The sequence below is a fragment of the Gordonia otitidis genome, assembly GCF_020735545.1.
GTDB lineage: Bacteria > Actinomycetota > Actinomycetes > Mycobacteriales > Mycobacteriaceae > Gordonia > Gordonia otitidis.
On the sequence record NZ_CP085974.1, the window covers coordinates 3,899,042 to 3,913,104 of the forward strand.

13 protein-coding genes are annotated in these 14,063 nt (G+C 67.0%); 6 read left to right on the plus strand and 7 right to left on the minus strand.

What is annotated here, in order from left to right:
- Positions 1–22 precede the first annotated feature (22 nt).
- The 3 genes from LK459_RS17870 to cofD are packed head-to-tail and all read right to left on the minus strand — an operon-like array spanning position 23 to position 3,050.
- Positions 23–598: an NUDIX hydrolase gene (locus LK459_RS17870; protein ID WP_007238866.1), complete on the minus strand. Its 576-nt coding sequence runs from the start codon at positions 596–598 to the stop codon at positions 23–25.
- Positions 595–1,974, minus strand: coding sequence for a coenzyme F420-0:L-glutamate ligase (locus tag LK459_RS17875; protein ID WP_227919864.1), 1,380 nt, complete (start codon positions 1,972–1,974; stop codon positions 595–597). Before LK459_RS17875 ends, LK459_RS17870 begins: the two co-directional genes overlap by 4 nt.
- The gene (cofD, locus tag LK459_RS17880; RefSeq protein ID WP_227919866.1) at positions 1,971–3,050 is read right to left on the minus strand and encodes a 2-phospho-L-lactate transferase; all 1,080 of its coding nucleotides are present in this window, start codon (positions 3,048–3,050) and stop codon (positions 1,971–1,973) included. Before cofD ends, LK459_RS17875 begins: the two co-directional genes overlap by 4 nt.
- Positions 3,051–3,637: 587 nt before the next feature.
- On the opposite strand from cofD, the gene LK459_RS17885 reads away from it, so the two are divergent.
- On the plus strand, positions 3,638–3,901 hold the full coding sequence (locus LK459_RS17885) for a WhiB family transcriptional regulator (RefSeq protein ID WP_169315811.1): 264 nt from the start codon (positions 3,638–3,640) through the stop codon (positions 3,899–3,901).
- Between the two features lie 56 nt (positions 3,902–3,957).
- Here LK459_RS17885 and LK459_RS17890 read toward each other — a convergent pair whose 3' ends face one another.
- The gene (locus LK459_RS17890) at positions 3,958–4,434 is read right to left on the minus strand and encodes a metallopeptidase family protein (protein WP_039994015.1); all 477 of its coding nucleotides are present in this window, start codon (positions 4,432–4,434) and stop codon (positions 3,958–3,960) included.
- Positions 4,435–4,661: 227 nt separating this feature from the next.
- Between LK459_RS17890 and LK459_RS17895 the strand changes: the two genes are divergently transcribed.
- The 3 genes from LK459_RS17895 to manA all read left to right on the plus strand — a co-directional run bounded on the left by LK459_RS17895 (position 4,662) and on the right by manA (position 7,697).
- Positions 4,662–5,204, plus strand: coding sequence for a DUF3499 domain-containing protein (locus LK459_RS17895; RefSeq protein ID WP_407648630.1), 543 nt, complete (start codon positions 4,662–4,664; stop codon positions 5,202–5,204).
- Positions 5,205–5,280: 76 nt separating this feature from the next.
- The gene (locus tag LK459_RS17900; RefSeq protein WP_227919868.1) at positions 5,281–6,405 is read left to right on the plus strand and encodes a hypothetical protein; all 1,125 of its coding nucleotides are present in this window, start codon (positions 5,281–5,283) and stop codon (positions 6,403–6,405) included.
- The gene (gene manA / locus LK459_RS17905) at positions 6,402–7,697 is read left to right on the plus strand and encodes a mannose-6-phosphate isomerase, class I (protein ID WP_227919869.1); all 1,296 of its coding nucleotides are present in this window, start codon (positions 6,402–6,404) and stop codon (positions 7,695–7,697) included. Before LK459_RS17900 ends, manA begins: the two co-directional genes overlap by 4 nt.
- Here the strand turns inward: manA and eccE are convergent.
- A complete protein-coding gene (gene eccE, locus LK459_RS17910) occupies positions 7,694–9,424 on the minus strand; it encodes a type VII secretion protein EccE (protein ID WP_227919871.1) in 1,731 nt (576 codons plus the stop codon). The two genes, manA and eccE, sit on opposite strands and share 4 nt — an antisense overlap.
- A gap of 346 nt (positions 9,425–9,770) precedes the next feature.
- Here eccE and eccB point away from each other — a divergent pair, with 346 nt between their 5' ends.
- Entirely contained in the window at positions 9,771–11,291 is a 1,521-nt protein-coding gene (gene eccB / locus LK459_RS17915; protein ID WP_227923842.1) for a type VII secretion protein EccB, read from the plus strand.
- A gap of 140 nt (positions 11,292–11,431) precedes the next feature.
- Here the strand turns inward: eccB and hpxO are convergent, their stop codons facing one another.
- Together hpxO and LK459_RS17925 are read right to left on the minus strand one after the other, a co-directional pair.
- Entirely contained in the window at positions 11,432–12,589 is a 1,158-nt protein-coding gene (gene hpxO / locus LK459_RS17920; RefSeq protein WP_227919872.1) for an FAD-dependent urate hydroxylase HpxO, read from the minus strand.
- A 79-nt stretch (positions 12,590–12,668) separates the two neighbouring features.
- Positions 12,669–13,298, minus strand: coding sequence for a TetR/AcrR family transcriptional regulator (locus LK459_RS17925; RefSeq protein ID WP_007240695.1), 630 nt, complete (start codon positions 13,296–13,298; stop codon positions 12,669–12,671).
- 116 nt (positions 13,299–13,414) lie between these two features.
- Here LK459_RS17925 and LK459_RS17930 point away from each other — a divergent pair, with 116 nt between their 5' ends.
- Positions 13,415–13,987, plus strand: coding sequence for an NADPH-dependent FMN reductase (locus LK459_RS17930; RefSeq protein ID WP_007240694.1), 573 nt, complete (start codon positions 13,415–13,417; stop codon positions 13,985–13,987).
- The last annotated feature ends 76 nt before the right edge of the window (positions 13,988–14,063 follow it).

Genomic DNA, 14,063 nt, shown 5'->3' on the forward strand with positions numbered 1-14,063 from the left:
CGAGGCGAGGATTCTGCGCGGACTACGTGGTTCGGTCCGGCCCGCGACTCAGCGCTGCGTCGACGAGACTCTGGATCTCGGTGCCGTCGTCCGACGGCAGATCGTCCACGGGCCACCACCGGAGGTCATCGGATTCCGAGCTCACCTCGAAGCGCGGGAGCCCGCCACCAGCCTGCGGCGGCGCGACAGCGGCGAAGCGGACGTCGAGATGCCGGGTCGGCACACCGAGCGAGCACGTGATGGGGTGGGTGTGCAGTTGCGCCAGGCCGCCGAGCTCCAGGTTGTCGATGCCCGACTCCTCGCGCGCCTCACGCAGTGCGGCTTCGCCGATCGAGTCATCGGTGTCCTCGCAGTGCCCGCCGAGCTGAATCCACTTGCCCACGCGCGGATGCAGCGTCAGCAGGACATGGGTGTAGGCGGCGTCGAACACGATCGTCGACGCGGTGAGATGGCCTGGGACGTTGCGTCGCAGGCACGCATCCGGCTGCGCGTGGAGGAACGCGAGGTAGGTATGACGAAGCGAATCCTGTTCCGGCTCTGAGGCGTTCCACGATCGCAGAAGCTCGACGGCGGACGCGTGGACGGACTGTGAGCTCATCGTTCGATCACCCACTCGTCGGTCGGGGCGGGCTCGCGCAGCGGATGCGATTCGGCGGGGTGTCCGACGGCGACGGCACCCAGCGGCTGCCATGACGGGTCGACGTCGAGCTCACGATGTACGACGTCGGGCGCGAAGATCGTCGATCCCACCCAGCAACTGCCCATGCCGCGCGCTGACAGCGCGACGAGCAGGCTGGCGACGGCGCCACCGGCGGCGACGGTGAACATGGTGCGTTCGGCGGCGTTGCGACGCGAGTCCGGATACGTGTGCGCGCCGTCGCCGGTGAGCATGGGGATCACCAGTTCCGGTGCGTCGTACAGTATCCGACCGCGGCTCACACGCTTGTCGATCGACTCCGGGGTCTTGGCGTCGACGGTGAGGTCGGCGCGCCAGGCGACCGCCATGGCGTCGAGAAGGGCGCGGCGACGTTCCTCTGAGCGCACCCAGACGAAACGGAACGGATGTGTGTGGTGGGGTGCGGGGGCTGTCAGTGCGTCGGCGATCGCCGCCCTGAGCGCGTCAGGGTCTACCGGCTCGGGGGAGAAGTGCCGGACGGAACGTCGGGTGCGAACCGCCTCGACCCTGCCCTGCGCGATCGCCTCCTGGGTGCCGAGTCGGAACAGGTCCTCGTCGGCGGGCCGGACGAGGTGGGCCGCCGAGGACCCGTCGTCGTGTACACGGAGCCCCCGCACCACGGCGACGGGGACCCCGTCGAGCTTGCCCTTCACCAGGTCGGCTGCCGAGGCGATCTCGTCGGCGACCGCGATATCGGTGACGAGCAACGGATTCCCGTACGCGTCCTGGCCACCCTCGTAGGGGTGGGTGACGGCGATTCCGGACGCGCCGATGGCGACATCGGTCTGCCCGGTGCGCCACGCACGCCCCATGGTGTCGGTCACGACGACCGCGACGTGCACGCCGGTGAGGCGGGTGATGGCCTCCCGTAGCTTCCGGGCGCTTCCGTCGGGGTCGGTGGGCAGTAGCGCGATCTGATCCGTCGGCACGTTGGAGCCGTCGACACCAGCGGCGGCCTGGACGAGGCCGAGCCTGTTCTCGGTGATGAGTGTGCGGTTCTTTCGCGCCAGAACGCGCACTGATTCGTCATCGATCAGCTTGCGGCGCAGCGCATCACGCTCGTCAGGGTCGACAGGTGCCGCAACCATCCGCCCCTCTGTCTTGGAGAAGACCTTGCTGGTGACGACGAGTACGTCCTCATCGCGTAGCCACGGCGCGGCGCGCACGATCTCCGACGCCAGGTCGGTGGCGGTGTCGAACTCGGGCAGGCCGAGGATGGGGATGATCTCCAGTGAGGCCGGTGCCCGGTGGTCGTCGACGAGCCGTTCCGCGTTCGCCGGGGCGTGGTCGGCCGTCACCGGGCGCCGCCGTTCGACACCTGCCGTGGTACGTCCGGGACGTCGACCCCGACGAGGGCGCAGGCGTCCCGGACCATCGCGGCGGTGGCCTGTGGGTCGGTCATCAGCAATGGAGCCGCCCCGATCGCGATTCCGTCGACGTGTGCGGTGTCGCCGTCGGCGATGAGCCAGCCGTCGAGGATGCCGTTGCCGCTGCGGGCTCCGTAGTGCGCGGCGATGGCTTCCGCGGAGGACTCGACACCGATGACCGACAGGCACTCGTCGGCCATGCCCCGGAGTGGCCGGTTGTCGATGACGGGGGAGATGCCGACCACCGGCGCCGACGTGGTGCGTAATGCGCTGCGAATTCCGGGAACGCTGACGATGGCGCCGATGCTGACGACCGGATTGCTCGGCGCGAGCAGAACGACGTCCGCCTCCGCGATCGCCTCGGCGACGCCGGGTGCAGGCGCGGTGTCGTCCGAGCCGACCTGCGCGAATCCGAAGGTCGGGATCTGCGCACGATGACGAACCCACCACTCCTGGAAATGGATGGCTACCCGTTCACCTTCTTGCCCACCGGGTTTGGAGACCACGACGTGTGTCTCGTGGCGCTCGTCGGTTGCAGGCAACAACCGAACTCCCGGCTGCCATCGGCGGCAGAGCGCCGCGGTGACGTCCGACAGCCGGTATCCGGCGTCGAGCATCTGCGTGCGGATCAGATGGGTCGCGAGGTCGCGGTCGCCCAGGCCGAACCAGTCGGGATCTGCCCCGTAGGCAGCGAGCTCTTCCTTGGCATGCCAGGTCTCGTTTGCGCGACCCCAACTACGTTCGGGGTCGATTCCGCCGCCGAGCGTGTACATACAGGTGTCGAGATCGGGACAGATCCGTACGCCGTGCATCCACGCGTCGTCGCCGACGTTGACCACTGCGGTGATCTCGTGGCCCCCGTCGTTTGACTTCCTGTCGTCCGACTTCCCGTCGGTCGACTCCCCGTCGGCCGCGACAGCCGGGAACGGCGTCGGACCGAGCAATTCGCGGACCCCGGACAAAAAGCGTGCTCCGCCGACACCGCCGACGAGTACCGTCACCTTCACAACGACCCACTCTAGTGAGTGCGGATCGAGTCGATACCATGGACCACGACGCTCTGCTCGCTGTTCGCGTTCGATGTGACATTCACGAGTCCGTGCAACACAACTCGTGTCGCGCGGGGAGTTCCTGTCGGTCGATGGTATTAAGGAATATTTCGATTCAACTTGACCGAACAGGTCTCTGGCGTGTCTAATCACATCAGTGTCATTTCTGGTTCGAGATCGAGAATCGGTGCACAGCAACGAAGTTCGATCACTTGTTCGAATGCGGAAAGGTTGGTCCGACACCGTGGTGGTGCCAGATCGCGCCGGACACTTGGTGAAGATCGAAATGTACGGGTATGAGTGGCGGTGTGGCACCGATGCCGCGCCGCTCTGACGACAGAGAAAAACGACTTCCCAGGCAGGAGGCGCCGACGATGGCATTCGACAACGCGATCGGCAATCCCCTTGAACCGCATGGACATTCCGAGATGCAGTCCCCGGTGAGTGAGGATCCGAACTTCACAACCCTTGGGCCCGTTGATGTTTCGATGATCGGAACACCTGACGTGTCATCCGGGAGCGACGAGATCTCGCAGCATCGACATCTGTCCTTGGTGCCCAACGACTTCGAGGACTTGTTCGACGTCATCGAGGATCAGTGGCAAGACCGCGCGCTGTGCGCGCAGACCGATCCCGAGGCCTTCTTCCCGGAGAAGGGTGGATCGACGCGCGAGGCCAAGCGCATCTGCCAGGGCTGCGAGGTGAAAGCAGAATGCCTCGAGTACGCCCTGCACAACGACGAGCGCTTCGGTATCTGGGGTGGATTGTCTGAGCGCGAGCGCCGTCGCCTCAAGCGCGGCATCATCTGATCCGACGCGGTCCGGGCAAGGTTGTATTCAGCTCCGCGGTCGTGTTCGGCTGCGCTCTACTCCGGTCCCCGGTCGATGGTCTCCTCGTCGAGGCCCAGGTGAGTTGCGACTTGTTGTACCAGGACCTCGTGTACGAGGTCGAGTAACTCCTCACCCCGTTTGGCTCTACTCTCCAGTGGGCGACGGAAGAGGATGATCTGCGCTCGGGTGGGCGCCCCGTGGACGTCGACGCCCGCGGGCATCAGTCTGGCCAGTGGAACGGCTCCGTCCGCGGTCACCTCGTCGGGCCATTGCACGGTGTCGGGGTCGCGGGGCAGCAGCCGCGGGATCTCGTCGACGGCGATGTCGAGTCCGGCCAGTTGATCGTGCCAGTGTGTGTCGATCTCGGCGAAGGCCTCGAGCGCCACGGCGTCGAAATCATCTGATTTGCTCCGCCACGCGGGTACTCCCTGCGGCAGGAGCGGCGAACGCAGTCCCCGTCCGCGACGGTCTCGTCGCGCTCGTCGTGCTGCCCGAACGGCAGAAAGCCGCATGTCGGACACGCGGGGCTCAGGGATGCGTACCGGGGAGCCCTGACTCCGATCACGCGCGGTGCGTCGTCGTTCGATACGCATGCGGTGATTGTAAGTCCCGCCGCCGCGCTGTCACCTGCGAGACCCGACGCCGCGTGTCGCCCCGCCGATGGAGAACGGGTGCGACTAACCTTTCTGCTGTGAAGCTTCCCCGACAGTGCTGCCGCCCGGCTTGCTCCCGGTCGGCGGTGGCGACCCTGACGTTCGTCTACGCCGAGTCGACGGCGGTCATCGGTCCCCTCGCCACGTCGGACGAGCCGCATTCATGGGATCTGTGCGAAGAGCATGCACGACGCATCACGGTTCCGCGCGGCTGGGAGATGCTGCGCAGCGAGCGGGGGTTCTCGGCTCCGGTCGCCGAGGATTACGAACTCACCGCGCTCGCCGAAGCCGTGCGTGAGGTGGGTGCACGCGGGATAGCCGGCGCTGTCGGCCGGGCGCCCGGTTTCGATCAGGACGTGTTCGACGATGCCCGGGCCGGTCGTCACCGTGCTGGCACTTCTAATGGACGCGGTGCCGGTGCACCTGGTGGACGCGGTGCCGGTGCACCTGGTGGACGCGGTGCTGGTGCTCCTGGTGGACGCGGTGCCGGGGCGTCGGGCGGTTACGGCGCGGGTGCGCCGACCGGTGACGGTCGTTCGGTGTCGGATGCGCCGCGTCGCAGTGGGGCGGTCAAGCCGCGTCCGGGCAGGCGTGGGCATCTGCGAGTGCTGCCTGATCCGGTCGATTGATTGCCTCCGATAACTGCGGTGAGTCGTAATCTGCGTGCGTGTGGGCAGCGGCGCCGCACGTCGCTAGGCTGAGCACATGCGTACGGGTGCCGCCGACCTCGATGATGTCGATGATCTGATCGCAGGGGACACCGAAGGTCTGCTGCCTGTTGCGGCGCTGGCGGGCGCCCAGGTACGCGCGGTCGCGGAGGCGATGCGCGAGGGTGTCCTCGAACCACTCGCGTCGCTGCGTCCTCGTAGCGTCGTGGTCGTGCACGGCGTGTCCGGTGTGGTCCGCGACGCTGTCGCGCTTGTCGTGGCGTGCGTGGCGAATCGCGTCGACGTCCCGATCGTGTCCGTGCCCGCTCTGCCTGGCTGGGTCGGTCCGCTCGACGTCGTGGTCGTCGCGGGCGACGATGCAGGTGATATGGCGCTGGCCGACGCCGCAGCACGTGCTCAGCGTCGTCGCGCCGAGGTCGTTGTCGCTGCACCCGTGGAGGGGCCGTTGCGAGATGCGCTGGGCGGCAGCGGGATCGATCTATCGCCACGCGTACACGTCGACGCCCGGTTTCGGTTCGCAGGATATGTCGCGACGTTGCTTGCCGTGTTCAGCGCGCTGTCCGACGTGCGTTTCACCGGTCCCGTCCCACTCGTGAGCGACATCGCCGACGCGCTCGATGAGGAGGCAGCGGCAGATCATCCGACGAGGGAGACGTTCCACAATCGCGCCAAGTTACTCGCTGCGCGGTTGGCTGATCGTCGAGTGGTGTGGACAGGCGACAGTCCCGCGGCGTCGGTGGTTGCCGCACGAAACGCCTCATCGCTCTTCGTGTTGTCGGGAAAGATCTGCGCCGCAGCAGATATCGACGACGTCGCGCGTCTGTCGCGGGAATCGTGGACAGCGGGTGGGGCGTCGCCGGTCGATTCGATCTTCCACGATCCGCAGATCGACGGACCACTGGCGGATCAGCCGCCGCGCGTCCTCGCGGTCACCACCGCTGCGAGGCGGTGGTACGCCGCACAGCGAATCGCCGGGATCCCTGACGCGGAGGCGGTGAGCGGCGACGTCGATGAAGCAGAGTCCGTCGTCCGACCTCAGGTGCCCGCCGGTCCCGAAGACCTTGCTGACGGTCCCAGCGATCTGCCGGGGTACGTGATCCTCGCGCTGCGCGTCGACATTGCTGCGGTGTACCTACATCTGACCGGAATCGGAGAACGATGAAACTGCTGGACGGAGTGGTGCGGCCCTACGCATGGGGGTCACGAACGGCTATCGCGTCGTTACGGCAGAAACCGGTTCCGTCTCCGCACCCGGAAGCGGAGCTCTGGTTCGGGGCGCACGCCGAGGGTCCGGCCACGGTTCTCGGCTCAGACGGTGGGGTCCAGGGTGATCTGCTCGAGTTGATCGACGACGATCCCCAGCGAGCGCTCGGCGCGGCGAGCATCGATCAGTTCGGTGCGCGGCTGCCGCTCCTGCTCAAGGTTCTTGCGGCGGACGAACCGTTGTCTTTGCAGGCGCATCCGAGCGCCGAGCAGGCGCGCGAGGGGTTCGCCCGCGAAGAGGCAGCGGGAGTTCCGATCGACGCGCCGACACGCAACTACAAGGATGCGTCGCACAAGCCTGAGCTGATCGTCGCGATCTCCGAGTTCGATGCGCTGGCAGGTTTCCGCGACCCGGCGCGAACGATCGACCTGCTGCGTGAACTACAGGTCAGAGAACTCGACCCGTACCTGGGCATGTTGGTGGGCCAACCGGACGCCGAGGGGCTGCGCGCGGTGTTCACCACGTGGCTCACGCTGCCGGAATCGAGTCTGCGGACGGTCGTACCCGCGGTGCTCTCCGGCGCGGTCGACGCATTGAACGCAGGGTCGCAGTTCGCTCCGGAACTGCGTACGGCACTGGAACTCGGTGAGATATACCCCAACGATCCGGGAGTGCTCGCGTCGTTGCTGCTCAACCGGATTCACCTGTCGCCCAACGAAGGTCTCTATCTGCCCGCCGGCGTGCTGCATGCCTATCTCAGCGGCACGGGTGTCGAGATCATGGCCAATTCGGACAATGTGCTGCGCGGTGGTCTGACCCCCAAACACATCGATGTGCCCGAACTGCTGCGTGTGCTCGACTTCGCACCGGTTGACGTCGGCGATCTCACACCGAGGATGCGCACGGTGGGCGCTGAGCGGATCTACGTGACGCCTGCGCCTGAATTCCGTCTCTCCCGAGTCGAATTGGAGGGTACGGGCCTGCATCAGCCGTCGTCGATCTGCTTCGACATGCCCGGTCCGCAGATTCTGGCGACTCTGGGTGGAACCATCGAGGTTCGGCTACCCGGAGACCCGCCGTTGGCTGTCTCCTCGGGATATGCCGTCTGGATTCCCGACGGCGATCCGGACGTGGTGGTGCGTGCGTCGTCGAGTCGGGCCTTGTTCTTCCGTGCCAGGGTGCCCGTCAGCGACCCAGACGGGTCGGTACACGCCCGGGCGTCGGCAGTTCAGACGCCACCGACGCTCTAGGTGGTCGCGACAGTCTGCGGGGCGGGGTAGGCGGACGGCTGCCGTGAGCGCTGCCCGATGAACCCCGACTCCTCCGGTGTCGAGACCATCGTGACACCGACCCTGTCGCGGCTCGTCTCGAGAGTGAGCTGATGTGCCCACGTCCGGTGCTGCCTCAACACGATCGCACCGGTGCGGACGTCGTCGACCTCCTGATCCTGCGGTACGACGAGGATGCGGGTCACGCCGTCGGCCACAGCACAGGGCGCGACGCTGTCGAAAAGCTGTACACGCGCGTCGATGTCGCGTCCGCTCCGATTATCTGCGAAGCCGAGCACATGGCGATCGCCGATTGCGTCCACGAGATGGTGCCATCGGTCGGGGCGTGAGGTGTGGAGCGCAACGCGCCCACCGGTGGCGACGATCCGTAGCACGACCTGCGTGGCCAGAGCGGTGGTGCCGATCAGCGCGACCTCTGGCACATCCGTTCCGAAGAGCCGCGCCGTGACCGCGCGGCCGGTGTGATCGGCGCCGATCAATTGGCCACAGCCGCCTGATTCCACACGCAGCGTGTCGAGCAGCGCGAACGCCTCGGTGCCCGCCGCCACCGGGAGGTGACGGTGGATACGATTCGCGCCCGTGGTCGGCAGCGACGCCGCGAGAGCGTCGAACTGTCGTCCGTCGAGTGGTTCGGCGCCGTGGGGCCATGCGGTGGCGACACGTCCCGCATCCGGGAGTTCGTCGACGCGGACGAGCGCTCGCACCTCCAGGTCACCGGCGGGCCCGTGCGAGAGAGAAAGTGTCAGGGTCGTCGAGAGCGGTGTACCGCCCCACTGTCTTTCGAGCGCACGTGACAGCTTGCGCGGGTCGAGCGAGGCGGTGCGGAAGCGGACGCGCCCCGCTGACACGTGAGACCAGTCCTCGTGCGTGGCATCGAGACGTGCGCCCTGCATCAACCGGGTTGTGACGGCGTCGATCCCGACCGCATCGAGGGGAGTGGCCGCCAGATCGCACTCGCGGAGTCGACGAGCCACCCGTTGCGTGGTGATGGTCGCGGTCCGTAGTGCTCCGGTCGCTCCGCCTCCGCGTCGGGCGATCGCGTTCGGGCATCGCCTCGGGTCCAGTCGGAGTATCACCAGGGTGTCGCGGTGAGTCGTCGCAGGAAGCGGGCCAAGGGTGCGTTCGTAGATCGCGGCCGCGGGCCCGGCGCCACCGACCCGGATGCCCTGCACGACGATGTCGATCGACGCGAGTGGGATGTCATACGGATCGATGCACTCGGCGAGCGTCGTCAGCGGCAGCGGAGGGTCGGTGGTCTCGGAGCCGAACGGCGAGAGGAAGGTCGGAGCGCTGCGGGCCGGTGAAACCCGCAGCACGGTGATGAGCATTTCGCCTGTCCAGCGGACGCCCACGACCCCGGTCTCGGCGTGTGAGGTCGGCGAACGGCCGTGGTGCCGACCCGACGTCGGCACGTCGAACGGTGCAGGAGCCGACCCGGCCGACCGCCGGCGCGCGCGGGACACGAGGAAACCGCCCCGACGGATCAATCTGCCCGCCAACGACGTTCGGCCGGCTATCGGGATGAGCGTCAGCGCGGCGAGGACTGCCACCCCGAGTGCGGCGATCCCCGACCGTGCGCCGGAGAACCACCAGCCCACGAGTCCTACGGCCAGCAACACCTCGATCCCGACCAACGTCGCGAGTCCCGGCAACCGTGCCGGTGTGCGGTGTTTCGTGCCGATCCCCATGGGGTATCCACCCTCTCGTCCATGTGGCACCCGGCTGCCACCTCCGACCCGTCTTCACCCACTCGTTCGGTTCTGCCCAGCTCGTTCGGTAGAGCTCGTGTGGCAGAGCTCATCGAGTCGAACTCGCTCGGTTAGTACACCGCGCCGCGGGCAGCTGCGCGCCGAATCAGACGTTGTCCACAAGCGGCGCCCGACGCGCCGGATTGCCGGATTTGTGCGGGTCTGGTTCGGTTAGGCTACTACCGCGCGAGTGAGGCGGCGCGGGGTTCATCCACCGCCGGTCCGCATGCCGAGGGCCGTGGCGCAGGGGTGGGATGCAGCGCAGGGGTGGGTGAAGGGGGAAACGGTGGCGCGTCAACTGACCACCAGGGCACAGGTCAACGGTTACAGATTTCTGCTGCGGCGTCTTGATCACGCGCTGATCCGCCGAGATGTACGGATGCTGCACGACCCGATGCGCTCCCAGGGACGCGCCCTGGCCGTCGGTGCGGTACTCGGGGTGCTCGTGCTTGCCGGTTTTGCGGTCTGGGGACTGGTCAGCCCGCAGGGGTCGGTCGGCAAGTCCACGATCATCGCCGCTAAGACGGGCGGCACCTATGTGCTGATCGACGGCACACTGCACCCCGTGTTGAACCTGGCCTCTGCGCGACTCATCACCGGGAGCAACGAGAAGCCGGCGTCGGCGTCGGAACGCAAGCTCGCTCACTATCCCCGTGGCCCGTTGCTCGGTATCCCCGGGGCGCCTTCGGCATTGCCGACGTCGTCGGTCACCACGTGGTCGGTGTGCGACGGCCCCGGCTCCCGGTCGGGCGTGACCGAATCGGCACTCGGCGCGTCATCGCACGGGACCGGTCTGTTGTCGGTGATCGCAGGCGAATTACACACGGGGCAACACACCCGTACGGCACGATCCGACGAGGCGCTCTTCGTGACCGCTGGCGACGACACGTTTCTCGTCTACCAACTCGACCGCGACGGGCGCGCGACACCTGTTCGCGCGCAAGTGGATACGGACAGTGTGCCCGTGCTGCGGGCGCTGGGGCTCGAGAACGAGACGCCGCGTCCGATCAGTGTGGGATTGCTCAACACCTTCCCCGAGGTCGACGCGTTGACGCTTCCGTCCATCACCGGCAAGGGCGGAACGGGTGCTGTGGGGCGTGCCGGAGCGCGGGTGGGCTCGGTGGTCAAGACCACCGGAGCTGATGGCGCTGTCGGCTACTACATCGTGCTTCGTGACGGGGTTCAGCCGATCAGCGCTGCGACAGCCGAGATCCTGCGGCTCGCGGAACTCGACGACGCCGCGCCTGTCGCGACCGTGGCACCCGGGGTGATCGCGTCTACTCCGATGCTCGACGAACTGCCGATCGCCGACTTCCCCGTGGCGGTACCGCATCTCGTCACAGCGAGCGACACCACGGTGTGTCGAGCCTGGACGCGCGAGGCAGCTGACGACCCCGCGCGTACGACGTTGCTCGTCGGAGATGCGCTGCCGCTGCCCGACGGAGCGACCCCGGTGCGGGTCGCCAGCGCCGACGGACCGGGCCCGGGTGTCGACCAGGTGTACGTGCGTCCGGGTTCCGGCGCCTATATCCAGGTGACCGGAAACGAATCCGGCAGCGCGCGTGCGGAATCGATGTTCTATGTCGCAGACACCGGTGTGCGCTACGGCGTCTCGGATGCCGAGACAGGGTCGATCCTCGGGCTCGGCACGACGCCGACACGCGCTCCGTGGGATGTGACCTCATTGCTCGTCGCCGGGCCGACCCTGTCGCGGGAGAACGCGCTCGTCGCACACGACGGAATGGGCGCCGACCCGGAAGGCACGGCTGTCAGTCCACCTGAGGACTCGCCGAAAACCGGCGGCTAGGGGAGTAGTCGTGTGCCCGCGCCGGTGGGGAGGCACCATCGGTTGCGCGAACCGTCTCGGTGACCCGACCGGCTAGGTGACGGGGTCGCTCAGGTGACGGGGTCGCTCAGGTGACGGGGTCGCCCAGGTGACGGGGTCGCTCAGGTGACGGGGCCGCCGACGATGTTTCCGACGATTCCGCGGATGATGTTGGTGCCGTCCTCTTCGCGGAGTTCGGCGTACCACTGCTCGGTCTTCTCGGGATCCTTGGCGTGCGTCACGTCGCAGCGTTTACGGGCGCGCAGCACGAGGTCTCCTGCCCGCTCGGTGCGGGTAGCCGCGTAGTCGGCGAGCGCCGCATGGACGTCGTCGGGATGATCCCGGAACGCGAACTGCAGGGCCACCGCGTCCTCCATCGCCGAGCACCCACCCTGCCCGATGTCGGGAGTGGTGTTGTGCGCGGCGTCGCCGAGCACCGCGACACGTCCCTTGACCCAGGTGTCGAAGGGGTCGAGGTCGAGTATCTCGACCCGATTGGTGGTGGCCGGGTCGAGTTTCTCGATCAGCGTCTGAACGCCATCGGCCCAGCCGTCGAACTCCTTGGTGAGTACTTCGCGGGCGGTGCCCCGCTCGAACGGCTGCCCCTCCGGCATCGGCACGTCGAAGAAGAAGTAGAAGCGGTCACCTGCCACCGGCATCACCGAAACCCGCTTGCCGTCACCGACATACGTCGTCCACTCGGTCGACGGCCCGATCGCGGGATCGGTGTCGACGAGGCCGTTGAAGTTCACGTATCCCGCATAGCGACGGGTCACCGGTCCGCCGAGCACATATTCGCGCGTCAACGACTTCGCACCATCTGCCCCGATCACGATGTCGCCACTGGCGCTCGTCCCATCGGCGAAGTGCACTGTGGCCGCGTCGGGCCCGTCCTCGACGGACACCATCTTCATCCCGAAGTTGATGTCGTCGAATCCGTAGGCGTTCATGAGCATGAGTTGCAGTTCGGCTCTCGCGATGGGATACGGACGCTGCCCGACCTCGTCGATGAGCGGCTGCATGCTGAACCTGCACATGGTGTCGCCGGTGTGGCCGTCGACGTAGCTCATGGTGTCGACGATCCCGCCGAGCGCCGCGGTCTCCTTCTCGAGTCCCAGGTGGTTGAGACACTTGACGCCGTTGGACCACACCGAGATCGCTGCGCCGACGGGCTTGTTCTCGGTCACCTGTTCGTAGACCTCGACGTCGAACCCGAGTTGCTTGAGCGCGATCGCGGCACTCATGCCGCCCATACCCGCACCGATGATGACTGCCTTCACGATCCATCCCTTCCCATGGTGAAACCAAGGCTAGGGCCGATCACCTCGCCGCGCGCGTCGAGGCGATCTCGGCGTGGGCTCAGCCGCGCCTCACTCCGTCGACCATCGCGGTCACCATCGTCTGCCACTGTGTGATGATCGTCTCGAGGTCGAGCCCGACGACCTCGGTCAGGTGCTTGAGCGCCGTGGCGCCCAGAGGTGTCAGTAGCGCGATGGCGCTCACCTCGACAGGATCGGAAAAACCCAACTGTCGCAGCAGGATCTGGACGTGCATGCTCGATGCGCGCGACACTGGATGTGTCCAGAACTCGGCACCGGGCAGATCTGCTTCGAGCAGGATGTCGAGGTGGGCCGCGTTCATCCTCACGCGCGCCGCGCCGTAGGCGAGGAGCCGGTCCAATGGGGCGGCTCCCGGTCCCAGGGGCGCCGGTCCCGACAGGTACGCCTGTTGCAGCTCCGACTCCGAGTGGTCGAGAAGCGCGAACATCAACCCTGTTCTGCTGCCGAACCGTCGGAACACCGTGCCCTTACCGACTCCTGCCTCCCGCGCGACGGCGTCCATGGTGACGGCGGAGGCGCCATGGTTGTCGATCAGGTTCTTCGCGGCAGCCAGGAGCAGCCGCCGGTTACGCGCTGCGTCGGCGCGCTCGACGCTGTCCGGTTGAGTGAACTGCAGTGACGGAAGTCCTCCCTCGACGTCTTTACGCATGTGATGAGCCTAACGGTTGACGGATCCGGCGTGCGGACCCAATTCTGGATTGGAAACAAATCGGACCGTGGTCCGTTTACTTGAGTAAGTGTAACGCCGCAAAGAGGAGAAATCGCGTGACAGGTCAGAACATCACAGTCGCAGTCTTGGTCGGTAGCCTCCGATCCGGGTCGATCAACAAGCAACTCGCGGCCGCGGTCGTGCAGAACGCGCCCGCGGGTATCGAGTTCAGCGTCGTGGACAACATCGCGCGGGTGCCGTTCTACAACGAGGACATCGACCATGCGCCTGGATCGGATGGGGGTGTCCTAGACGCCGAGGTCGTCGCGCTGCGGGAGCGGGTCGCCGCCGCCGACGCCGTGTTGATCGTCACGCCCGAATACAACGGTTCGGCACCCGCGGTGCTGAAGAACGCCATCGACTGGCTCTCGCGACCGTACGGCGCGGGAGCGTTGACCGGAAAGCCTGTCGGTGTGATCGGCGCCGCGCTGGGCCGGTTCGGCGGAGTCTGGTCGCGGGAGGACATTCGCAAGTCGGTGAAGATCGCGGGCGGACGGGTCGTCGAGGAGGTCGAGTTCGGACTGTCCGGAAGCCAGCTCGGCGAGTCGGGCCAGTTGCCGGTCGAGGTGGTTGGTCAGGCCGTCGACGCCGTGCGCGTGCTCGGCTCCGAGGTCACCGTCGCCGCCTGACCCGGCGTCTCGCTGCCGCCGTGTCGCCGCCGCCCGTGTCGGAAGAATCACACATGTGTGAGTTCTGGCGCGGGCG